This is a genomic window from Flavobacterium soyae, from assembly GCF_045348165.1.
Lineage (GTDB): Bacteria > Bacteroidota > Bacteroidia > Flavobacteriales > Flavobacteriaceae > Flavobacterium > Flavobacterium soyae.
Genome location: NZ_CP150845.1, coordinates 1240440 through 1261475 on the forward strand (window position 1 = coordinate 1240440; position 21036 = coordinate 1261475).

The following is a 21036-nucleotide window of genomic DNA, read 5'->3' on the forward strand; positions in this document are numbered from 1 at the left end:
TCAAGTAGAAAAACGATTAAACAGTTCAACAAAATAACGATTAAACAATGATAGATATATCTCAAAAAGAAGTATGGTTTGTAGTAGGAAGCCAGGAATTATACGGTGAAGAAACACTAAGAAAAGTAGCAGAACATTCGCAGATAATTGCAAAAGGATTAGATGCTTCGTCTTCAATTCCAGTAAAAGTGGTTTATAAAGATGTAGTAAAATCTCCATCACAGATTTTAGATGTTTGTTTAGCAGCGAATTCGGCTAAAAACTGTATCGGAATTATTGCGTGGATGCATACTTTTTCGCCGGCAAAAATGTGGATTGGCGGATTAAATATCCTTAAAAAACCATTATGCCATTTGCATACACAATATAATGCTGAAATTCCGTGGGGATCTATCGACATGGATTTCATGAACTTAAACCAATCTGCTCACGGAGATCGTGAATTTGGTTTCATTATGTCAAGATTACGTAAAAAACGTAAAGTAGTAGTTGGTCATTGGGAAGATGAAAGAGTTCAGAAAAAATTAGGAATTTGGTCAAGAGTTGTTTTAGGATGGGATGAACTTCAAAATCTAAAAGTTGCTCGTATTGGAGACAATATGCGTGAAGTTGCCGTTACAGAAGGTGATAAAGTAGAGGCTCAAATTCGTTTCGGCGTTTCTGTAAACGGATACGATTCTTCAGATGTTACGAAACATATTGAAAAAGTAACAGACAAAGAGCTAAACGATTTATTAGCTGTTTACGAACAATCATACACTTTAACTGATTCTTTAAAAGAAGGCGGAGCACAAAGAAGTTCTTTGGTTGAAGCAGCAAAAATTGAATTAGGATTAAGGGCTTTCCTTGAAGAAGGAGGTTTCGGAGCTTTTACAGATACATTTGAAAACCTTGGAGTTTGGAAACAATTACCGGGAATCGCGACACAAAGATTAATGGCTGATGGTTATGGCTTTGGAGGAGAAGGAGACTGGAAAACCGCTGCAATGGTAAGAGCTTTAAAAGTTATGAATATCGGACTTGAAGGAGGAACATCTTTCATGGAAGATTACACATACCATTTTACGCCTCAAAAATCATATGTTTTAGGATCGCACATGTTAGAAATCTGTCCTTCTATTGCTGATGGAAAACCTTCTTGCGAAGTACATCCTTTAGGAATTGGAGGTAAAGAAGATCCTGCTCGTTTGGTATTTAATTCACCTGCTGGAGATGCAATCAATGTTTCTTTAGTAGATATGGGAACTCGTTTCCGTTTAATTGTAAACGAAGTTGAAGCCGTTAAACCAATGGCTGAATTGCCAAAATTACCAGTTGCGAGAGTTTTATGGGATTGTAAACCAAACCTTGATATCGCTGCAACAGCTTGGATTTTAGCCGGAGGAGCACATCATACCGTTTACAGCCAGTCATTAACAACAGAATATATGGAAGATTTCGCAGATATTGCCGGAATCGAATTATTGGTTATCGACGAAAAAACAACGGTAAGAGAGTTTAAAGATAAGATCAATGCTAATGAAGCTTACTTTCATTTGTTTCAGCACGGACTATAAATTAGTCAAAAGTCTAATGTCATAAAGTCCTAAAGATTTAGTTACTTTGAAGCAATTGACTTTAAGACTTTCGACTTTAAGACTTTACTAACTTAAAAAATTATCATTTATGAATGTATTAAAACGTTGTATTTTTGGAATTGGCTTGTTAGGTCTGGCTATAATTTCAGTTCAATGCAAAAGCGATAAAAAAATGGATTCAACAGTTTCAGATGAAAAAACAGCAGTAACGATTGAAAAATCTTCTTACGGAACAACTGCAAAAGGAGAAAAAATAGACAGTTATAAGCTGAAAAACCAAAATGGAATGGAAGTAGATATCATCACTTTTGGTGGTATCATAACTGATTTAAAAGTCCCAAATAAAGAAGGGGTTTCTGAAAACGTAGTGACCGGATTTAATTCTTTGGCACAGTATGAGAAGCCAAATCCATTTTTTGGAGCTCTTATCGGAAGATATGGAAACCGAATTGCTAAAGGGAAATTTTCTTTGGATGGGAAAGATTATCAGTTAGCAATAAATAATGAGACAAATGCTTTGCATGGAGGACCAAATGGTTTCTTTAAAGTAGTTTGGAAAGCTGATGAGGTAAAATCTGGTGAAACAGCTTCTTTAAAATTATCTTATTTAAGTAAAGATATGGAAGAAGGATACCCAGGAAACCTAAAAGTTTTTGTAACGTATACATTGACAAATAATAATGAATTAGAAGTTTTGTATGAAGCTGAAACTGATAAAAAGACGGTTATTAATTTAACGCAGCATACTTATTTCAATTTATCGGGAGATTTTTCTAAAACAATCTTAGATCACGAATTGACTTTAAATGCAGATAAAATTGTTCCGGTTGATGCGACTTTAATTCCAACAGGAAAATTAGAAGATGTTGCCAATACACCTTTCGATTTCAGAACACCAAAATTAATTGGAAAAGACATCGAAGTTAAAAATGAGCAATTAATAAGAGGAAAAGGCTACGATCATTGCTGGGTATTGAACAATCCTGAAAAAGGAAAAACAATCATCGCAAAAGTATACCACGCACCAAGCGGAAGAGTTTTAGAAATGACTACAGACGAACCTGGAATTCAGTTTTATTCTGGAAATTTCCTTGACGGAACTCTGCCAACTCGCGACGGAAAAACATACGGACACAGAACCGGACTTTGTTTAGAAACAGAACATTATCCAGATTCTCCAAACCAGAAAAATTTCCCAACAACGGTTTTAAACCCGGGAGAAAAGTACAAAACTAAAACTACCTTTAAATTCTCAGTAAAGAAATAGTTTTAGAATTTGTTTATTAGTTTAATTCTCTAAGAAACCTCGAAAAGTTATGTTTTCGAGGTTTTTTTATTTGTAAATATTAATGCATATTACGACTTATAAAGATTTTGTTAATTTATTCAATTGTTTCTTACATTTGTGTAATAACGATAATAAAAATTCTTTATTTATGAAAAACCCAATTAAATTATTACTTCTGTTATTAACCTATTCCATATGTACAATAGGAAGTGCTCAGGTTCATATGAATTTTAAATTTGACACGCCTTATGGTAAAAATACCGCTGTTGGAAAATTTGCTGAAATCAATGGAGCTAAAATCTATTATGAAGAATATGGAAAAGGAGAACCTTTGTTATTGATTCACGGAAATGGAGGAAATATTGAATCAATGGGAAATCAAATCGATTATTTTAAGAGTAAATACAGAGTTATTGTTGCTGATAATAGAGGGCAGGGTAAATCGGAGTTGAAAACGGATTCTTTGACATACGTTCAGATTACAAAAGATATAGAGGGATTAGTTAATCAGTTAAAACTAGATTCGATAAGTATTATTGGATGGAGTGATGGTGGAATTGTTGGTTTACAAATGGGTATTTCAGGTAAGTCAAAAATAAAGAAAATTGTAGCGATGGGGGCAAATTTAAGACCTGATTCTTCAGCTGTTAATTCGTGGGCTACAAAAGATGTTGAGAACATGAAAAAAAGGATTGTGTCGAAAATTAAAGAGAAAGACACTAGTGAGAATTGGAATCTACAAAAACAACTTGCCGGACTTTTGGTAGATCAACCTAATATTGTAACTAAAGATTTATCAAAAATTAAAGCAAAAGTGCTTATAATAGCAGGAGATAAAGACATTATTAAAAATGAACATTCGGTAGAAATTTTTGAAAACATACCTAAGGCACAGTTATGTATTATGCCTGGAGAAACCCATTTTGCGCCGGCTTCAAATCCTGAAGTATTTAATGCATTAGTAAATAAGTTTTTATCAGAACCGTTTAAAAGACCAGATTCGGATTGGACTAAATGGGGTAAATAAAAGCAGACTCAAAGTTTTATTTTCTTGGCAGCTTCGTGTCTTTGCGAGATTAATTCCTTACAACTTATAAAATGTTAATTTAGCGAAATGAAACATCTATTCAAAGCGGCATTAAATTGGACTTCAAATAAAAATCAAGAAGAAACAACGTCAAAACTTTATAATAAAAACCATCAAATTAAAATTGAAGGAAAATCAGTTTTAGATGTTTCGGCAGCAAAAGCTTTTAAAGGTGATCCGTCATTATACAATCCCGAAGATTTATTGTTAAGTAGTTTGGTTTCCTGCCACATGATGTCATACTTATATGTATGCTCTCAAAACGAAATAGAAGTTCTTGAGTATTCAGACAATGCCGAAGCCACACTCGAAGTTTCTCCAGACGGGAGCGGACGTTTTGTTGAGGTTAGATTATATCCGAAGGTGAAAATTTCAAATCCAAACCAAATTGAATTAGCTTTAGATCTACATTTTAAAGCTAATCAATTGTGCTTTATTGCAAATTCGTGCAATTTTCCTGTTTTGCATGAGGCGAGTTGTGAGGTTTTCACCATATAAGTGATATGTTCATTTAAATACAGGGCTTTTAAAAGCAAAGTTTATTTGCTTATATGACTTATATGGTTTAAAAAAGGCATAAAAAAGTTATTGGAGAATATAATTATACTTACGATAAAGAAAATCGAACAATAAAAATATTTTCGGACACTAAACATAGACAGCAGTAAACTCTTTTTGTGAGAAATATTTTTTAAATTTCGTAACACTAATTATATAATCTATGAGACACCTTTTAATTGATAATTTAGACCCTACGAAGACAATAGGCTGGACTAATGATTTTGATAAAATTTCATTCAACCTTAATATTATGAAACCTATGTTGCAAAATGTTAATGAACGTAAAGGCAGAGAAAATAAAGGCTTTGCTGTATTTGGGGTCTATGATAAGTGGTTGGTTTTATATAATCATAATTTAATTAATCCGGAAAGACATTTAATGTATTTTGTTGAGTGTACTACAGATATTGATTTGCTAAAAAAATATAAATTAGGTATCGATGATAAAATAGATATGATTAAAGATCTTCAAACTAGATATATTATGCAGTACAATATTGATAGTAACACGACATTTTTATCATTTGCACATCCAAATGAACAAATTCTTGAACCTAATTTTTTTGTTTGTACTGATGATGACTTTATTATTAGTAAAGCATATCATTTAGGTGTATATCCACTGATAGAAAGTCATGGAGACGGAAAACTTAAAGTGTGTTTTGCTGATGAAATGATCAATGTTGACGGAGTATTAATTCAAAATGTTTATGCTATAATTAATTTTGGAAAAGCAGGTGAAAATGAAACAGCAGAAGAAGGTTATATATATTTAAAAATCTATGATTTTATTAGAAACCATGATAAAATAATAGAATTAGAAAAAGCTATTATTGGTCTTGGTGCTAAATTTGATCGTGCATATTTTTCTAAACGCTTTTCAATAGAAGATTTAAATTAATTTAATCATTTGCCATAAAAATAAAAAAGACAGTTTATTTTAGACTGTCTTTTTAAACTTTGTAATTCTTGTAGAATTAAAATCCTTCTTCCAATTCTTGTTCTGGGAATAACCCTTGGATCGTTTTAATTGGCAGAAACATTTTTCCTGTACTTGGAATCATTATAAAGCCATAACTTTCATAAAATTCAATCGCTTTTTGGTCTAATGGATCAACTATAACCGCATAAAGCGCCATCGTGTTTTTTGATACTTCCAAACATTTTTTTAATGCATCAAATAATAAAATTTCTCCAAGCCCTTTCCCCTGCTCACTTTCATCTACTGCTAATCTTCCTAATAATGCTAAAGGAATATTATATGACTTTGGAATTTTTTTGGTTAACTCCGGTGGAAAATCTTCCCATCCAATAGAGCTTGTTGTCAATGTGAAAAATCCTAATACTCTTTTTTTATCTGCATTAATGTCTGTTAAAACATGACATACTGATAAATCTTTTCTGGCATCCTGTCCCGCTTGTTTGTGAAAATAATTATCTAATAACTCTTTGCCACATTTAAACTTTTTTCTTTCGTGATCCTCTGTAAGGACTTCAATCTTTAGATTCATTTTGTTCAACAAATTTAAAATGGTTCATTTGAGCCCTCTTAAGTTTATCATTAGCCTTTGGTGGATTTAAAATTGCATCCATGAATATTTTCTTGTCCTCGTAGGTTTTTAAAACAGTTTCATTTTCTTTAATGATTTTGTTTGCCTCGGTGTTAATACAATAAACAACAAATTCTGTTACATTTTTAAACCCTTTCAGGACTGATGCATACTTAATCAACTCCTTGTGTTCTTTACTGATACGAACATCAATTCGGTCGTTAATGATTGTTGACATATTATATTATTTTATATTTAATTTGATTTAACTTGATTTAATTTGATTTTCTTGTTTTAAATTTTAATTTAATTTTTTGATTTAGTAAGATTTAAGTAAAATTGTTTATTATTAGTATTGTCTCTAATAGTCTTTATCTTAGTCCTTTCTCCTCTTATAATTTATTTTAACCTATTTATTTTACGGTTTTTCTTTATTTTATGAGTTATTCTCTTGACTTTATTCTAGACTTTTTCCGAATCCCTTTAGTCTTTTAAAGAGTTAAGTTTCGTATCAGTTTTGCAAATGTACGTATTTTTTCCGTACATTGTTTTATTTTTTTATTTTTTTTGTTCTCTTTTTTCTGTTTGTTGTGTTCATTTTATTTATACTTGGCGTTCCCTATGGTAGGGCTGTGAACACTCAATTTTTCTGCTTTTTGAAGAATTAAAGCAGAAAAGATTTCGGACAATTGCTCCCATTCCTAATGCATCAGACACGTTTAAAAAAAAGGAGGTCTTTTAAAATTCCTATTTCTGTAATCCAAAGAAGTTAAAAAAAACACTTTTGGAGTTATAGCCCTTTCTTCTCCCTTTTTTCAAGTCCTGGGCCATAAACAAGGAAAGTACAGTTTTGAACCGTATTCAAAAGATAAAATTGTTTTTTGCTTCCGTGAAAAAGGTAATTATTAAAATGAGAGAAAATAAGATTGCAGTAAGTACTTTTTTTGAAAGGTAATAGTTCAGAGTGTAAATTCTCTTTCTATGAGCATTAAGTTTTTATGTAAAATGGAAAGAATCCAGGCCCCTTGATCACCTTAAAAAGAAAAAACCTCTGAAAATCAATTGATTTCAGAGGTTTTAAGTACCCGGAGCCGGAGTCGAACCGGCACGGTTTCCCACAGGTGTTTGAGACCAGCGCGTCTACCAATTCCGCCATCCGGGCTTAGCAGACGAAAAAATAACGATAAATCAGTTATTTTAACGCAATAGAATGAGATCAAAAATGTGCCCATTCCTTTAACACGGTGCAAATGTAAAAAATAAAATTAAATGTTCTACTAAAAATACTTAAATATTTCCTTTCAGTCTCCAATAAATTTTATAAATTTGCACCTCGTTAAAACGACGCACACACAACTAACTACACCCGAGGCAAATACATCATCTGGCTAGGACAAACGAAATAGCCGAATTGATGGAGCGCAGCGGAATAAAACAACAAATTATAATGTCGCACCTAGAACCAGAAGCTAAAATTTTTGCTTGTTCACAAAGTGTTTATCTTGCAGAAAAAATTGCAGAACAATACGGAATTCCGTTAGGAAAAGTAACGATGTCAACGTATAGTGATGGAGAATTTCAGCCATCTTACGAAGAGTCAATCAGAGGATTACGTGTTTTTATTGTGTGTTCAACTTTTCCGTCGGCAGATAATTTGATGGAATTGTTATTAATGATTGATGCTGCAAAACGCGCATCAGCAAGACATATTACAGCTGTTATGCCTTATTTTGGCTGGGCAAGACAGGATAGAAAAGATAAGCCAAGAGTTCCGATTGGAGCAAAGTTAGTAGCAAACCTATTAACAGCTGCAGGAGCAACAAGAATCATGACAATGGATTTGCACGCAGATCAAATTCAGGGATTCTTTGAAAAACCCGTAGATCATTTATTTGCATCTACAATCTTTTTGCCTTACGTGCAAAGTTTAAATTTAGAAAATTTGACTATTGCATCTCCAGACATGGGAGGTTCAAAAAGAGCTTATGCTTACTCTAAGTTTTTAGAATCAGATGTAGTAATCTGTTATAAACAAAGAAAAGCAGCCAACGTTATTGACACTATGGAATTGATTGGTGAGGTAAAAGGCCGTAACGTAATTTTAGTAGACGACATGATCGATACAGGAGGAACTTTAGCAAAAGCAGCCGACTTAATGATCGAAAAAGGAGCACTAAGCGTAAGAGCAATTTGTACACATGCTATTTTATCTGGCGGTGCGTATGAGAAAATTGAAAATTCTAAATTAACAGAATTAATCGTAACAGATTCAATTCCGTTAAAGAAAGAATCAAACAAAATTAGAGTAGTGAGTTGTGCACCTCTTTTTGCAGAAGTTATGCACATGGTGCACCACAACAATTCCATTAGTGGAAAATTCATAATGTAGCAAGCAATAAGCTGTAGGCCTTAGGCTGTAAGCTTTATTACATAGTGAAGAAAAAGCTTAAAGCCTATTGCTTAAAGCTTAAAGCAAACAAGAATATTTATTAATAACTATATTTTTTTACAATGAAATCGATTACAATTAAAGGATCAGAAAGAGAAAGCGTGGGCAAAGTGTCAACTAAAGCCTTACGTAATGCTGGAGCGGTTCCTTGCGTGTTATACGGAGGAAATCAGGCAGTACATTTCTCAGCAGACGCTGCGGCATTCAAAAACTTGGTTTACACTCCAAACGCTCACACAGTTGTGATCGAACTTGGAAAAGGAAAATCATTCAATGCAATTTTGCAAGACATTCAGGTTCACCCTGTATCTGACAAAATTTTACACATTGACTTCTTCCAATTATTTGATGACAAAGAAATCACAATGGAAGTTCCTGTGAAAATTGTTGGTACATCTAAAGGTGTTCTTGCTGGAGGTGTTTTACGTTTAAACACTCGTAAATTAAAAGTAAAAGCTTTACCTAAAAATCTTCCTGATTTTGTTGAAGCTGATATTACTCCACTTGAAATGGGTAACAAATTATATGTTACTAAAGTTGGTGCTCCAGAATACAAAATTATGCACCCAGACAACACAGTTGTTGCTCAGGTAAGAATTTCTCGTGCTGCTATGAAAGCTGCTCAAGAAGCTGCAAAAGCTGCAAAAGCTCCTGCAAAAGGAAAGAAAAAATAATTTTTTTCAACTCAATACAAAAAGCATCAATCGAAAGATTGGTGCTTTTTTTTTGAAATGTTCTGAGATGCTGAGTTGCTAAGGTTCTAAGTTTTCTAGGATGAAACCCACATGTTGTCAGGCTGAGCGAAGTCGAAGCCCCGCACAAAGTATTGTAATTTAGATTGTCGAGCTTCTGGTGGTCCTTCGACTTCGCTCAGGATGACAATATGTTGTACATAGAAATAAAACCAGTGTAAACCTGTTTCACCCGCGTCACCCGTGTACCGTCCTTAAACAATTTTAGTGTTTAAAAATAATTATCTAATTAACCAATTGGCACATTCTCTAATTAATCTTACTTTTGCAGGCATGATAAAATGGATAACAAAACTGTTTTCATCAACACAAAAAGAAGAGAACATAGATAATATGAAGAAATATTTAATCGTTGGTTTAGGAAATATCGGAGCCGAATATGTAAACACAAGACATAATATCGGATTTAAAGTATTAGACTTTTTAGCCAGAAAAGAAAGCCTTTCATTTGAAACTGTAAAATTAGGATCCTTAGCCGAATATAAGTTTAAAGGGAGAACATTCTTTCTGCTTAAACCAAACACTTATATGAACCTTAGCGGAAAAGCAGTAAAATACTGGATGGATAAAGAAAATATTCCGCTGGAAAATATTCTTGTAATTACAGATGATTTAAATCTGTCTTTCGGAACTATTAGAATCAAACCAAAAGGCAGCGATGGCGGACATAATGGACTGAAAAATATTAATCTGGTTTTGAATACACAAAACTATACCCGTTTTAGATTTGGAATCAGCGATCAATTTAAAAAAGGCCAGCAGATAGATTATGTTTTAGGAGAATGGAATGACGACGAAAATTCGAAATTACCGGAACGTTTAGAGACCTCAATAGAAATTATAAAATCTTTTGGAACGGCCGGATTAGAAAATACCATGACAACCTTTAATGGAAAATAAAGATTTACAAGGTTTTAACTTTCAGAAAATCAATTTATCAATTAATTAAATTGAATTATAACGAAATAGTATTTTCAATTCCAAAGTTAAATGTCTAAATTTGGGATAAATTATTATAAACCATAAAAATCCTTATATCATGGCTTTTGAATTACCACAATTACCATATGCATATGATGCATTAGAACCACATATTGATGCGCGTACAATGGAAATCCACCATACAAAGCACCACAATGCATACACAACAAATCTTAACGCTGCTATCGCAGGAACAGATTTAGAGGGAAAAACAATCGAAAATATCTTAATCAACTTAGATAAATCTAACGCTGCAGTTCGTAACAATGGCGGAGGTTTTTACAACCACAATTTATTCTGGACAGTAATGGCTCCAAACGGTGGGGGATTACCAACTGGAGATTTATTAGCAGCTATTGAATCTTCTTTTGGAACTTTCGAAGAATTTAAAGCAAAATTTGCTAAAGCCGGAGCAACTCAATTTGGTTCAGGATGGGCTTGGTTGTGCGTACACAAAGGTGGAAAACTAGATGTTTGCGGAACTCCAAATCAAGACAACCCATTAATGCCGGAAGTTGGCTGTGGTGGAACTCCAATTTTAGGAATGGACGTTTGGGAACATGCTTACTACTTAAACTATCAAAACAGAAGACCAGATTATATTGAGGCTTTCTTTAATGTAATTAACTGGACAGAAGTTGCCAGAAGATATGCTTTAGACAAATAGTCGAAAATAGAGAAAAGAATAAAGAGAAAAGACGAGTGCCGAAAGGTACTCGTCTTTTTGTATATCTATAAGTCTCGTCTTTATTCTATAATCTTTGTTCTATCCTCTTCTCTAAAAAAGAAAATAAAAAAGGCGGAATTTCTTCCACCTTTTTTGCCCCAAATCTACCATAAACTTAACCTACTAATGTTATGGTTTTATAAATGTATGATACTTATTTTTATTAAGAAAATTTTTCGGATGAAAGGTAAATATATCCGATGAAATGAATATAATGAGTTAAAGGCGAAATACTTGAGTTTATTCCAATAAAAAAGGTGGAATTCCTTCCACCCTTTTTGCCCCAAATCTACCATAAACTTAACCTACTAATGTTATGGTATTTCAAAAGTATTGTAGCTTTTCATTTTTACCAAAGAAACAGGATGAACGGCAAAAAAAACCGATGAAATGCACAAATTAACCTTTTATTAATACTTTTTTAATAAGCTCTCGCGTCTTTTCCCTCGTAGAAATTCATAAATGCACGGTTTACAACACGGTTTCCTCCTGGGGTAGGATAATCACCTGTAAAGTACCAGTCGCCTAGATTTTTAGGGCAGGCAATATGTAAATCTTCTACTTTTTGGAAAATAATTTTTACTTCGGCATTAATTTCCGGAGAACTTAACATCTCGGCAATTTTATCTGAAATTTCTTCTGGTGTAAATTGATCGTAAATTGCTGTTACGTAATTCACAACATCTTTGTCTGCAAAATTTTCCTGTGCTTTACATTTCGCATAAACTTCGTCAACAATATGATATAAGTTTCTTTCTTTCAATAACGTCAAAGCTGCTCTAAAAGCAACAAGTCCTTCAAGTTTTGCCATATCAATTCCATAACAGTCAGGATAACGAATTTGCGGCGCCGATGAAACAATAACGATACGTTTTGGTTTTAAACGATCCATCATTTTAATGATACTCATTTTTAATGTAGTGCCACGAACAATACTATCGTCAATAATAACCAAATTGTCTTCTGGTTTAATTACACCATATGTAACATCATAAACGTGAGCCACTAAATCGTCACGGCTGCTGTCCTCAGTAATAAAGGTTCTAAGTTTAGCATCTTTAATAGCCACTTTTTCTGTACGTATTTTTACGGCTAGAAGTTCCTGAAGCGTTTCTGCAGTGAGTGTATTTCTGTTTTCCAGAATATAATTGTTTTTTCTCTGATTTAAGAAATCCTGAGCAGCTTCGACTAAACCATAAAATGAAGTTTCGGCTGTATTAGGAATGTATGAGAAAACAGTATTATCTGTATCGCTGTCAATCGCATTAAGAACGGCTGGTAAAATCAATTTCCCTAAATTTTTACGTTCCTGATAAATTTCTGCGTCACTTCCTCTTGAGAAATAAATTCTTTCAAAAGAACACGCTTTTTTAACAGTAGGTTCTAAGATTTGATTCATAGAAACTTTTCCGTTTTTCTTTATGATTAAAGCATTTCCCGGATCGATTTCCTGTACACTTTCAAAAGGAACATTAAATACTGTTTGAATAACAGGTCTTTCAGAAGCTACTACAACAACTTCATCATCCTGGTAAAAGTAGGCTGGACGAATTCCTGCCGGATCTCTAAAAACGAATGCGTCGCCATGACCTAATAAACCGGCCATTGCATAACCTCCGTCTAAGTTTTTAGCAGAACGGGCTAATATTTTAGCAATATCCAAACGTTCAGCAATTACTGGCGAAGCTTCTCTTTTTGAATACCCTTCAGCTTTACAGTCTTGGTACAATTGCATAACTTCTTTATCTAAGAAGTGACCAATTTTTTCCATTACAGTAACCGTATCAGCCATTTCTTTTGGGTGCTGTCCTAATTCAACTAAGTTTTCGAAAAGTTCCTTAACATTAGTCATGTTAAAGTTTCCGGCCAAAATTAAGTTACGGTGCATCCAGTTACTTTGACGTAAAAATGGATGTACGCTTTCGATGCTGTTTTTTCCGAAAGTTCCGTAACGAACGTGTCCTAAAAACAATTCGCCAACATACGGAATTTCCGATTTTATCTTATTGATGTCGTCACCAATTTCAGGCTGTGCTTTTAATTCTTCACTGATTCTCTCATTGATTTGTTTAAAAACATCTTGTATTGGCTGTGCATGATTTGAACGAACTCTGCTTATGTAGCGTTGTCCAGGCTCAACATCTAGTTTAATGCTGGCAAATCCGGCACCGTCCTGACCACGGTTGTGCTGCTTTTCCATCATTAAATACATTTTTTGTATTCCGTAAAAAGCAGTTCCGTATTTCTCTTTATAATATTCAAGCGGTTTAAGAAGTCTAACTAAGGCTATACCACATTCGTGTTTTAAAGCGTCGCTCATTGTTTTTTGTATTTTGTGTTGTTGTAAGTTGTGTGTATTAACGTAATAAAAAAAGCCCCGTGTTATCGAGGCTTTTGGGCATTATATTTCTATGTCAAACTGAGTTAACGACTTAAATTGCTGTAATCGAATCGCTACTTCAGCTTTAGTTAATGTTTCCATCCTTTCGGTTCCAAATTTTTCTACGCAGAACGAAGCTAAATTTGAACCATAAATTATTGCATTTTTTAAATTGTTAAACGAGATGTTTTCGCTTTGTGCAATGAATCCTGAAAATCCACCGGCAAAAGTGTCCCCGGCTCCGGTTGGATCAAAAACATCTTCAAGCGGTAAAGCTGGTGCAAAAAATACTTCTCTATTGTGGAATAAAAGTGCGCCGTGTTCTCCTTTTTTGATCACCACATATTTTGGTCCCATATCCTGGATTTTAGCCGCCGCTTTTACTAATGAATATTCACCAGAAAGTTGTCTTGCTTCTTCGTCATTGATTGTAATAACATCTACACGCTTAATAACGTCTAATAATTCCGGAAGAGCGCAGTCCATCCAAAAGTTCATTGTATCTAAAACAACTAATTTTGGTTTTTTCTCTAATTGATCTAAAACGCTGCTTTGTACTAACGGATGTAAGTTTCCTAACATCACAACATCAGCATCTTTATAATTTTGAGGAACTTTTGGCTGAAAATCAGCTAAAACGTTTAACTCAGTTACCAATGTGTCTCTTGAATTTAAATCGTTGTGGTATAAACCGCTCCAAAAAAAGGTTTTTCCTCCTTTTACTATTTCAACACCAGAGATATCAATATTTTTTGAAGTTAATAAATCTAAATGTTCTTGAGGAAAATCGTCGCCAACTACAGAAACTATGGCCGATTGCAAGTTAAAAAATGATGCCGATAAACCAATGTACGTTGCAGCACCACCTAAAATTTTATCTGTTTTTCCGAAAGGAGTTTCAATCGCGTCGAAAGCAACCGTTCCAACAATCAATAATTTATTCATTTTATGAATTTCGAATTAGGGTGCAAAGATACTCTATAAGTTACAATCTTGCAACGGTTTAGGTTCTCAAAATTTTCTTAAAAAAAAGATATCGATTTCGGGTCTAATTCTATTGTAAATGAATGAATTATATTTGATTTTTGAGAGTGCTTAAAATATGTTTTCCGGATTTAAATCGCAAGTTTTATTTTGAAAAAAATCAAGACGTTTTTTGTTTAGATTTTATCGGAGTTTTTTAAATGAAGAAACTTTTCTTTTTCCACTTAAGATACCAAGAATTGTAATGTGGTTGTTTTTTATTTTGAATATAATCAGCCAAGTTTTATATGTGGTTTCTCTGTAAATTTTGGTTTTAGTTGGTAAGTTTTCACATTGAGAATAAATCAAAGGATTCTGAAATTATTTTATTCATCGCTTTATTTATTCCATTAAATCTTTTTTAGATAAATTGCTTTCAATTTGATCACTTTCATTTTCAAAATCAATAGATACTTTTAATGCTTTTCCAACATAATTCTTTGGAATCTCAAAAGAAAGATTCACAATTTTATCTTTAGGAGTAATGGTTTTCTGTATCATTTTCATGAATTTAATGAACTTTACCAAAGTTATGATAAATAAATTCATCATTGTTGATATATTTTTTTTAACAGTTATAACTGATACTTCTTATCAAAATAATTTTTTAAAAGTCCAACTTGCACTAAAATCATAAAAGGAACAATCAAAAAGGCGTACAAAATGTTTTTCGAAAAATGAATTCCTGAAAACACTGTTGAAATTTTATCAGAATATAATTTTCCAATTTCGTCGATTTTCAAATTGTTTTCTGAAACAGAAAAAAGAGAAATATAAATCACTAACGCCGCTACAGCCAATCCGATAGAAATCCAAACCGGTTTAGAAATTAAAGGTTTATATACTTTGATTTTTTTCTCTTCTAATGACTCAACTTTTGCCATTATTTTTGATGTGAAATCTATTGATGGCGACTGCAGTTTTTCTTCGGCTATCATTTTTTCAATAAGCTGTTCTATATTTTTATCGCTCTCTTTCATAACATTCTATTATTTCTGGTTCTAACTGCTGTCTCAAAATTAAGGCTAATTTTTGTCGGCTTCTAAATAATTTTACTTTAGCATTGTTTGCTGATATATTCATTATTTTTCCGATTTCTTCTAAATTTTGGTCATCAAAATAAAATAAAGTTAAAAGGAAATTTTCATCACTTGGTAATAAATTTAAACATTTCTGAATAGTGTGCTTTCGTTCTTTTTCTTCTAAAACGCTTAAGGCATTGTCCATCGTTTTTATTAAATGGGATGAAAAATCATCTATCGAAATATTTAATTCCTCTTTTTTACTTTTCTTTAATCTGTCCAGACAAGTATTATAAGCAATTTTATAAATCCAGGTCGAAAATTTAGATTCACCTTTAAATTTATTCAATGAACTGTAAATCTTAATAAACGTGTCTTGTGAAACTTCTTCGGCTTCTTCTCGATTTTTAATCATTTTGAGTGCCAAAGTAAAGATCATATCTTTATAACGATCAACAAGAATGGCAAACGCATTTGTTTCGCCCTGCAGAACTTTATCGATATAATGTTGATCACTTATTGTACTCATATTTATATAGGACGACAGTTTGTTTATTTAGGTTACAACGAAATGAAATAAAACTCCAAATTTTTTAAAATCCCAAATTCCAATTTTAGAACAAATTCCAAGAAAATAAATTCCTTCCTGAAACCTCGGGACCAATCTCTACATATATAATGATAAATTAGAATTGAACTTTGTCAAAGTTTTTGGTATTAAAATTAATTGATAATCAGTAACTTTTGGAATTTTGAATTTAAAATTTAAATTTTTTTTACAAATGTTGTAACCTCAATTTAAAAAGCCTCGTCATATGGAGTATCAATCAATTAAAAAAACATAAAATTATGGGACCAGAAATTTTAGTACCACTTAGCTTTTTTGCAATGATCTTCGGGATCGTTTATTTAGTTTATTCAACAAGAAACAGAGAGCGTTTAGCACTTATAGAAAAAGGTGTTGATGCAAGTATCTTTTTACAAGGAAAAACAAATGGGGTTTCAGCATGGAAAATTCTTGTAGTAAATCTGGCATTTTTATTAATAGGTAGTGGTGTTGGAATTTTCCTTGCTTTGGTAATTACAACTTACACGTCTCTTAACGATGGTGCGGTTTATCCTTCAATTATTTTTATAATGGCAGGAATTGGACTTTTGACTGGATTTAAAACAGCAAAAGATTTAGATAAAGAGTAAGTAAGAAATTGAGTTAGTACAAAAAAACGTATCAACTATTTGATGCGTTTTTTTATTCTTTAGACCCTATCGTTTCGTAATAAACATCTACAGAAAGTTTCGGCTGCATTGAAGCCATAACGGCAAGCTGATCGCAGCGTTCATTTTGCGGATGATTATTGTGGCCTTTTATCCATTTAAAATCTACCTGATGTTTACGGTATACGATTAAAAAACGTTTCCACAAATCCGGATTTTTTTTATCCTTATATCCCTTTTTCTCCCAGCCGAAAACCCACTTTTTTTCAACTGAATCCACAACATATTTGGAATCAGAAATCACAAGGACTTTCATATTTGGCTTTTTGAGTTTTTCTAAACCCACAATTACTGCCAGAAGTTCCATTCTGTTATTAGTAGTAAGACGAAAACCTTCGTAAAATTCTTTTTTATGAGGAGTTCCAACTAATTCCATGACCACGCCATAGCCGCCATTTCCCGGGTTTCCTTTTGCAGCGCCATCTGTATATATATGTACTTCGTGATTCATTTATTTATTTTAGATTGCAGATTTTAGATTTTAGATTTTAGATTGTTCAAATTGGAATTTGGAATTTAAATATTGGAATTTGTATCTAATAGTCTATGAATAATCTCTGGAAAGTGTTTTTGTTCCAGCTCATGAATCTTTTCAGCAACCGTTTCAGGAGTGTCTTCCTCTGTTAAGGCTACATTTGCCTGAAATATAATACCGCCTTCATCGTAGTTTTCGTTTACATAATGAATCGAGATTCCGGTTTCTTTTTCCTTATTATTTACTATCGCTCTATGAATGTGCATTCCGTACATTCCTTTGCCTCCATATTTAGGTAAAAGTGCAGGGTGAATGTTGATTATTTTGTTTGGATACAGCTCAATTATGTTTTCAGGAAATTTCAATAAAAAACCGGCAAGAACTATCAAATCCGGGTCGATTTTTTGTATTTTTTGTAATACGTTTCTTTCTAAAAGTTCGTTTTTTTCGAAAATTTCGACTGGAATTTGATGATTTTTTGCTCTTTCAATAACTTTTGCCGAAGCATTATTTGTAAAAACCGAAACGACCTTTGCAATTTCGATGTTCGAAAAATATTTTATAATGTTTTCTGCGTTAGTTCCTGATCCTGAGGCAAAAACGATAATTTTTTTCATAATTGAATTTATTTTTAGAATGCAAAAAACGGAATAAAAATCGAAAATAAATAGCTTTAAAAGACCTTTCTTGAAATTAATTTTATAAATTAGTGTCACATTTATAAACTAAATAGTTGTTTTAAAATAAAGTTTTTTATTTTTGCCAACAAATTAAATTCTAAAATTAAAGATTATGTCAGACATTGCATCAAGAGTAAAAGCGATTATCGTAGACAAATTAGGTGTTGACGAAAACGAAGTTGTAACAGAAGCAAGCTTCACTAATGATTTGGGAGCTGACTCATTAGACACTGTTGAGCTTATTATGGAATTCGAAAAAGAATTTGATATTCAAATTCCAGACGATCAAGCAGAAAACATTGCTACTGTAGGTCAAGCTATTTCTTATATCGAGGAAGCTAAAAAATAATAATACCACACCCGATTTTTAAAAATCCCAATTTTTGAAATTCCAAATTCCAATTTTGGAATTTATTTTTTGAAACTTGAAATTTGTTAAAAGTCGGGTGTTATTATTTTTTAAAATTTAAATTTCGATTGGTTTTCAATCAAAAAGATATATTTATATTGTAATACCCATGGCTCTTAAGTAACAAAACTGTTAAGAAAGCGTGGGTTTTATTTGTTTAAAGACACAAAACACATAATTTATGACATTAAGGCGAGTTGTGGTAACAGGATTAGGTGCACTTACTCCTATCGGGAATAATATCCAGGAATATTGGAATGCACTTGTGAATGGGGTAAGCGGAGCCGCTCCTATCACATATTATGATACAGAGAAGCATAAAACGAAATTTGCCTGCGAAGTGAAAAACTTCAATATTGAAGATTACATGGATCGTAAGGAATCTCGCAGACTAGATAAATTTGCTCAATATGCAATTGCTGCTAGTGATGAAGCTATTAAAGATGCTGGACTTACAGATGATAATGTCGACAAAACTAGAGTTGGTGTTATCTGGGGAGCAGGAATTGGAGGTTTAGAAACGTTCCAGGAAGAAGTAATTTATTATGCAAAAGGTGACGGAACTCCAAAGTTCAATCCGTTTTTTATTCCAAAAATGATTGCCGATATCGCTCCGGCGCATATTTCTATGCGTAACGGGTATATGGGACCAAATTATACTACAGTTTCTGCATGTGCATCTTCTGCAAATGCATTAATTGATGCTTTCAACTACATTCGTTTAGGAATGTGTGATATTATTGTATCTGGCGGATCTGAAGCTGCTGTTACCATTGCCGGTATGGGAGGTTTTAGTTCAATGCACGCTTTATCTACAAGAAACGAAAGCCCGGAAACGGCTTCAAGACCTTTTGATGCAACCAGAGATGGTTTTGTGTTAGGAGAAGGAGCAGGAGCTTTAGTTCTTGAAGATTATGAACACGCAAAAGCAAGAGGTGCTAAAATTTACTGTGAAATTGGAGGAGGTGGAATGTCATCTGATGCTTACCATTTAACAGCACCGCATCCGGAAGGAATTGGAGTTATTGCAGTAATGAAAAATACATTGAAAGATGCTGGAATGAACCCGGAAGATGTTGATCATATCAACACTCACGGAACTTCTACTCCATTAGGTGATGTTGCTGAATTAAAAGCAATCAGTAAAGTTTTTGGCGAACATGCTAAGAATATCAACATCAACTCTACAAAATCGATGACAGGACATTTACTTGGTGCTGCCGGAGCTATTGAAGCAATTGCTTCTATCCTGGCAATGAAACATAGTATTGTTCCTCCTACGATTAATCATACTGTTGTTGATGAGAATATTGACCCTTCATTGAACCTTACTTTAAACAAACCTCAAAAAAGAGAAGTTAATGTTGCTATGAGTAACACGTTTGGTTTTGGCGGGCACAATGCTTGTGTATTGTTTAAAAAACTAGCTGACTAATTTTCGTATATGAATATTATCAAAAAAATATTTTCTAAATCCCGTTCTCTAGAAGACGGGATTTTTTTTGACACTATTCAGAAAATTCTTGGTTTTCAGCCTGTAAATATTGAGTTTTACAGAAAAGCTTTTACCCATAGATCGTCGAATAAATTAGATGAAGCAGGACATGCTATAAATTATGAACGTTTAGAATTTTTAGGAGATGCGATGTTAAGTGCAGTAATTGCCGCACATTTGTTTAATAAGGCACCAAATGGAGACGAAGGATACTTAACAAAAATGCGTTCAAAAATAGTAAGCCGCGAACATTTAAATGAACTTGGCAAAGATTTAAATTTAGTACGTTTTGTAGAAAGTAAAGTACCTGTTCAGCATTTTGGAGAAAATATACATGGTAATATTTTCGAATCGCTTATTGGCGCTATTTATTTGGATAAAGGATATTCTTATTGCGAAAGGTTTATTCAAAAAAGAGTAATTACCCCTTATGTCGATATTGCAAGACTTGAAGGAAAAGTAATTAGTTATAAAAGTTTAGTTATCGAATGGTGTCAGAAAGAGAAGAGGGTCTTTCATTATGATATTTTTGAAGATAACGGTATTGACGGACAACGCTTGTTTGGTGTCAAATTGAGTATAGACGATAAGGTGATCGCAAGAGCGCGGGCAACCTCAAAAAAGAAAGCAGAAGAGAAAGCTTCGCAAAGGGCATATTTTGCATTTCAGGAAAAAATAGATAAGAAATAATTACAAATTTGATGTAATTTTCTTAATGCTAAATCGTTTTCGTTTATAAATTAACAAAAACAAGCTGCTTATAACTATTGATGCTACGCTAGAAATAGTATATTTACAACTTGATTTTTCATGACATGGCTATTCATAGATTGGATTTAGACGAATTTGACGAAATTGATTATTATTTAATGGCAATTCATACTTCATTAGAAGATTATAGATTAGCCTATTTTATCAATAAGAACCTTCCGGTTAACTTAAGTAAGAGCAAAAACGAGATCCATGCTCAGACTAAAGAAGGTGAGGCAAATTTTTCGAGATTTTATTATTATGATTCTGAGAAAGCTGTTTCGTGGAATTTGATTCAGAATAAAAATGAGATCATTTCTGTGAGTACAAATGATTTCCAGAATTTGTTTTCTAATGAAACAAGTGAGGTTTCTACAACAATTCATTTACTTCCTGAATTCAAAAAAGTAGATTTTTTCCTGAAAATCGATAACAGTGAGGAGGCTGTCGATTTTTCAGAAATTCAGCAACAACTAAATTCAATAGAAAGTATTGCAGCAATTTATGCTGTAGATACCAATAAAATAAAATCAAAAAACAATCTAATTTTTTAAA

Annotated in this window: 23 protein-coding genes and 1 tRNA gene; 14 read left to right on the forward strand and 10 right to left on the reverse strand. The window is 32.8% G+C overall.

Going from position 1 to position 21036, the window contains the following annotated elements; all coding sequences use genetic code 11:
* The first annotated feature begins 47 nt into the window (after positions 1-47).
* The 5 genes from araA (at position 48) to AABD74_RS05520 (ending at position 5414) form a co-directional block, all read left to right on the forward strand.
* The gene (gene araA, locus AABD74_RS05500; protein WP_232679528.1) at positions 48-1556 is read left to right on the forward strand and encodes an L-arabinose isomerase; all 1509 of its coding nucleotides are present in this window, start codon (positions 48-50) and stop codon (positions 1554-1556) included.
* 109 nt (positions 1557-1665) lie between these two features.
* Positions 1666-2844: an aldose epimerase family protein gene (locus AABD74_RS05505; protein WP_406844911.1), complete on the forward strand. Its 1179-nt coding sequence runs from the start codon at positions 1666-1668 to the stop codon at positions 2842-2844.
* Positions 2845-3013: 169 nt separating this feature from the next.
* Complete coding sequence (locus AABD74_RS05510) at positions 3014-3892, forward strand: alpha/beta fold hydrolase (RefSeq protein ID WP_406844912.1); 879 nt, start codon at positions 3014-3016, stop codon at positions 3890-3892.
* An 87-nt stretch (positions 3893-3979) separates the two neighbouring features.
* The gene (locus AABD74_RS05515; RefSeq protein WP_406844913.1) at positions 3980-4450 is read left to right on the forward strand and encodes an OsmC family protein; all 471 of its coding nucleotides are present in this window, start codon (positions 3980-3982) and stop codon (positions 4448-4450) included.
* A gap of 223 nt (positions 4451-4673) precedes the next feature.
* Positions 4674-5414: a hypothetical protein gene (locus AABD74_RS05520; protein ID WP_406844914.1), complete on the forward strand. Its 741-nt coding sequence runs from the start codon at positions 4674-4676 to the stop codon at positions 5412-5414.
* 76 nt (positions 5415-5490) lie between these two features.
* On the opposite strand, the gene AABD74_RS05525 is transcribed toward AABD74_RS05520, so the two are convergent.
* From AABD74_RS05525 to AABD74_RS05535, 3 genes are all read right to left on the reverse strand, one after another.
* Positions 5491-6024: a GNAT family N-acetyltransferase gene (locus AABD74_RS05525; RefSeq protein ID WP_406844915.1), complete on the reverse strand. Its 534-nt coding sequence runs from the start codon at positions 6022-6024 to the stop codon at positions 5491-5493.
* A complete protein-coding gene (locus AABD74_RS05530) occupies positions 6008-6301 on the reverse strand; it encodes a DUF1778 domain-containing protein (protein ID WP_073483908.1) in 294 nt (97 codons plus the stop codon). Before AABD74_RS05530 ends, AABD74_RS05525 begins: the two co-directional genes overlap by 17 nt.
* Before the next feature lie 844 nt (positions 6302-7145).
* Positions 7146-7225: transfer RNA gene (locus tag AABD74_RS05535), tRNA-Leu, on the reverse strand.
* Between the two features lie 285 nt (positions 7226-7510).
* Between AABD74_RS05535 and AABD74_RS05540 the strand changes: the two genes are divergently transcribed.
* The 4 genes from AABD74_RS05540 to AABD74_RS05555 all read left to right on the forward strand — a co-directional run bounded on the left by AABD74_RS05540 (position 7511) and on the right by AABD74_RS05555 (position 10912).
* Complete coding sequence (locus tag AABD74_RS05540; RefSeq protein ID WP_053472911.1) at positions 7511-8452, forward strand: ribose-phosphate pyrophosphokinase; 942 nt, start codon at positions 7511-7513, stop codon at positions 8450-8452.
* Positions 8453-8574: 122 nt separating this feature from the next.
* Positions 8575-9186 (forward strand): 50S ribosomal protein L25/general stress protein Ctc, encoded by a 612-nt coding sequence (locus tag AABD74_RS05545; RefSeq protein WP_053472910.1) that lies wholly within the window; start codon positions 8575-8577, stop codon positions 9184-9186.
* Between the two features lie 351 nt (positions 9187-9537).
* Complete coding sequence (gene pth / locus AABD74_RS05550; protein ID WP_232679518.1) at positions 9538-10164, forward strand: aminoacyl-tRNA hydrolase; 627 nt, start codon at positions 9538-9540, stop codon at positions 10162-10164.
* 139 nt (positions 10165-10303) lie between these two features.
* Positions 10304-10912, forward strand: a complete 609-nt coding sequence (locus tag AABD74_RS05555) for a superoxide dismutase (RefSeq protein ID WP_232679516.1) — start codon at positions 10304-10306, stop codon at positions 10910-10912.
* Between the two features lie 481 nt (positions 10913-11393).
* Here the strand turns inward: AABD74_RS05555 and AABD74_RS05560 are convergent, their stop codons facing one another.
* The 5 genes from AABD74_RS05560 to AABD74_RS05580 form a co-directional block, all read right to left on the reverse strand.
* Entirely contained in the window at positions 11394-13292 is a 1899-nt protein-coding gene (locus AABD74_RS05560) for an amidophosphoribosyltransferase (protein ID WP_232679514.1), read from the reverse strand.
* Positions 13293-13373: 81 nt separating this feature from the next.
* Positions 13374-14297 carry a PfkB family carbohydrate kinase gene (locus AABD74_RS05565; protein ID WP_406844916.1) on the reverse strand — a complete coding sequence of 308 codons (924 nt, stop codon included), beginning with the start codon at positions 14295-14297 and terminating at the stop codon, positions 13374-13376.
* A gap of 420 nt (positions 14298-14717) precedes the next feature.
* The gene (locus AABD74_RS05570) at positions 14718-14876 is read right to left on the reverse strand and encodes a hypothetical protein (protein ID WP_232679512.1); all 159 of its coding nucleotides are present in this window, start codon (positions 14874-14876) and stop codon (positions 14718-14720) included.
* Positions 14877-14950: 74 nt separating this feature from the next.
* On the reverse strand, positions 14951-15355 hold the full coding sequence (locus AABD74_RS05575; protein WP_406844917.1) for a hypothetical protein: 405 nt from the start codon (positions 15353-15355) through the stop codon (positions 14951-14953).
* Positions 15339-15926 carry an RNA polymerase sigma factor gene (locus AABD74_RS05580; RefSeq protein WP_406844918.1) on the reverse strand — a complete coding sequence of 196 codons (588 nt, stop codon included), beginning with the start codon at positions 15924-15926 and terminating at the stop codon, positions 15339-15341. Before AABD74_RS05580 ends, AABD74_RS05575 begins: the two co-directional genes overlap by 17 nt.
* 320 nt (positions 15927-16246) lie before the next feature.
* Between AABD74_RS05580 and AABD74_RS05585 the strand changes: the two genes are divergently transcribed.
* On the forward strand, positions 16247-16594 hold the full coding sequence (locus AABD74_RS05585) for a DUF6249 domain-containing protein (RefSeq protein ID WP_053473030.1): 348 nt from the start codon (positions 16247-16249) through the stop codon (positions 16592-16594).
* Between the two features lie 52 nt (positions 16595-16646).
* On the opposite strand, the gene rnhA is transcribed toward AABD74_RS05585, so the two are convergent.
* Together rnhA and purN are read right to left on the reverse strand one after the other, a co-directional pair.
* A complete protein-coding gene (rnhA, locus tag AABD74_RS05590) occupies positions 16647-17123 on the reverse strand; it encodes a ribonuclease HI (RefSeq protein ID WP_406844919.1) in 477 nt (158 codons plus the stop codon).
* A 65-nt stretch (positions 17124-17188) separates the two neighbouring features.
* Positions 17189-17764 carry a phosphoribosylglycinamide formyltransferase gene (gene purN / locus AABD74_RS05595; protein ID WP_406844920.1) on the reverse strand — a complete coding sequence of 192 codons (576 nt, stop codon included), beginning with the start codon at positions 17762-17764 and terminating at the stop codon, positions 17189-17191.
* Between the two features lie 175 nt (positions 17765-17939).
* On the opposite strand from purN, the gene AABD74_RS05600 reads away from it, so the two are divergent.
* The 4 genes from AABD74_RS05600 to AABD74_RS05615 all read left to right on the forward strand — a co-directional run bounded on the left by AABD74_RS05600 (position 17940) and on the right by AABD74_RS05615 (position 21035).
* The gene (locus AABD74_RS05600; protein ID WP_007137004.1) at positions 17940-18176 is read left to right on the forward strand and encodes an acyl carrier protein; all 237 of its coding nucleotides are present in this window, start codon (positions 17940-17942) and stop codon (positions 18174-18176) included.
* A 241-nt stretch (positions 18177-18417) separates the two neighbouring features.
* Positions 18418-19671 (forward strand): beta-ketoacyl-ACP synthase II, encoded by a 1254-nt coding sequence (gene fabF, locus AABD74_RS05605; protein WP_232677799.1) that lies wholly within the window; start codon positions 18418-18420, stop codon positions 19669-19671.
* A 9-nt stretch (positions 19672-19680) separates the two neighbouring features.
* Positions 19681-20421 (forward strand): ribonuclease III, encoded by a 741-nt coding sequence (gene rnc / locus AABD74_RS05610; protein WP_232677796.1) that lies wholly within the window; start codon positions 19681-19683, stop codon positions 20419-20421.
* A 125-nt stretch (positions 20422-20546) separates the two neighbouring features.
* Positions 20547-21035, forward strand: a complete 489-nt coding sequence (locus tag AABD74_RS05615; RefSeq protein ID WP_232677793.1) for an IPExxxVDY family protein — start codon at positions 20547-20549, stop codon at positions 21033-21035.
* Position 21036 lies beyond the last annotated feature (1 nt).

Coding starts and splice junctions, on each gene's coding strand:
- AABD74_RS05585 (WP_053473030.1), top strand. CDS start 16,247: ATGGGACCAGAAATTTTAGTACCACTTAGCTTTTTTGCAATGATCTTC.
- AABD74_RS05570 (WP_232679512.1), bottom strand. CDS start 14,876: ATGATACAGAAAACCATTACTCCTAAAGATAAAATTGTGAATCTTTCT.
- AABD74_RS05600 (WP_007137004.1), top strand. CDS start 17,940: ATGTCAGACATTGCATCAAGAGTAAAAGCGATTATCGTAGACAAATTA.
- fabF (WP_232677799.1), top strand. CDS start 18,418: ATGACATTAAGGCGAGTTGTGGTAACAGGATTAGGTGCACTTACTCCT.
- AABD74_RS05510 (WP_406844912.1), top strand. CDS start 3,014: ATGAAAAACCCAATTAAATTATTACTTCTGTTATTAACCTATTCCATA.
- araA (WP_232679528.1), top strand. CDS start 48: ATGATAGATATATCTCAAAAAGAAGTATGGTTTGTAGTAGGAAGCCAG.
- AABD74_RS05560 (WP_232679514.1), bottom strand. CDS start 13,292: ATGAGCGACGCTTTAAAACACGAATGTGGTATAGCCTTAGTTAGACTT.
- AABD74_RS05555 (WP_232679516.1), top strand. CDS start 10,304: ATGGCTTTTGAATTACCACAATTACCATATGCATATGATGCATTAGAA.
- purN (WP_406844920.1), bottom strand. CDS start 17,764: ATGAAAAAAATTATCGTTTTTGCCTCAGGATCAGGAACTAACGCAGAA.
- AABD74_RS05580 (WP_406844918.1), bottom strand. CDS start 15,926: ATGAGTACAATAAGTGATCAACATTATATCGATAAAGTTCTGCAGGGC.
- AABD74_RS05525 (WP_406844915.1), bottom strand. CDS start 6,024: ATGAATCTAAAGATTGAAGTCCTTACAGAGGATCACGAAAGAAAAAAG.
- AABD74_RS05520 (WP_406844914.1), top strand. CDS start 4,674: ATGAGACACCTTTTAATTGATAATTTAGACCCTACGAAGACAATAGGC.
- AABD74_RS05515 (WP_406844913.1), top strand. CDS start 3,980: ATGAAACATCTATTCAAAGCGGCATTAAATTGGACTTCAAATAAAAAT.
- AABD74_RS05530 (WP_073483908.1), bottom strand. CDS start 6,301: ATGTCAACAATCATTAACGACCGAATTGATGTTCGTATCAGTAAAGAA.
- AABD74_RS05505 (WP_406844911.1), top strand. CDS start 1,666: ATGAATGTATTAAAACGTTGTATTTTTGGAATTGGCTTGTTAGGTCTG.
- AABD74_RS05545 (WP_053472910.1), top strand. CDS start 8,575: ATGAAATCGATTACAATTAAAGGATCAGAAAGAGAAAGCGTGGGCAAA.
- rnc (WP_232677796.1), top strand. CDS start 19,681: ATGAATATTATCAAAAAAATATTTTCTAAATCCCGTTCTCTAGAAGAC.
- AABD74_RS05615 (WP_232677793.1), top strand. CDS start 20,547: ATGGCTATTCATAGATTGGATTTAGACGAATTTGACGAAATTGATTAT.
- rnhA (WP_406844919.1), bottom strand. CDS start 17,123: ATGAATCACGAAGTACATATATATACAGATGGCGCTGCAAAAGGAAAC.
- AABD74_RS05575 (WP_406844917.1), bottom strand. CDS start 15,355: ATGAAAGAGAGCGATAAAAATATAGAACAGCTTATTGAAAAAATGATA.
- AABD74_RS05565 (WP_406844916.1), bottom strand. CDS start 14,297: ATGAATAAATTATTGATTGTTGGAACGGTTGCTTTCGACGCGATTGAA.
- AABD74_RS05540 (WP_053472911.1), top strand. CDS start 7,511: ATGTCGCACCTAGAACCAGAAGCTAAAATTTTTGCTTGTTCACAAAGT.
- pth (WP_232679518.1), top strand. CDS start 9,538: ATGATAAAATGGATAACAAAACTGTTTTCATCAACACAAAAAGAAGAG.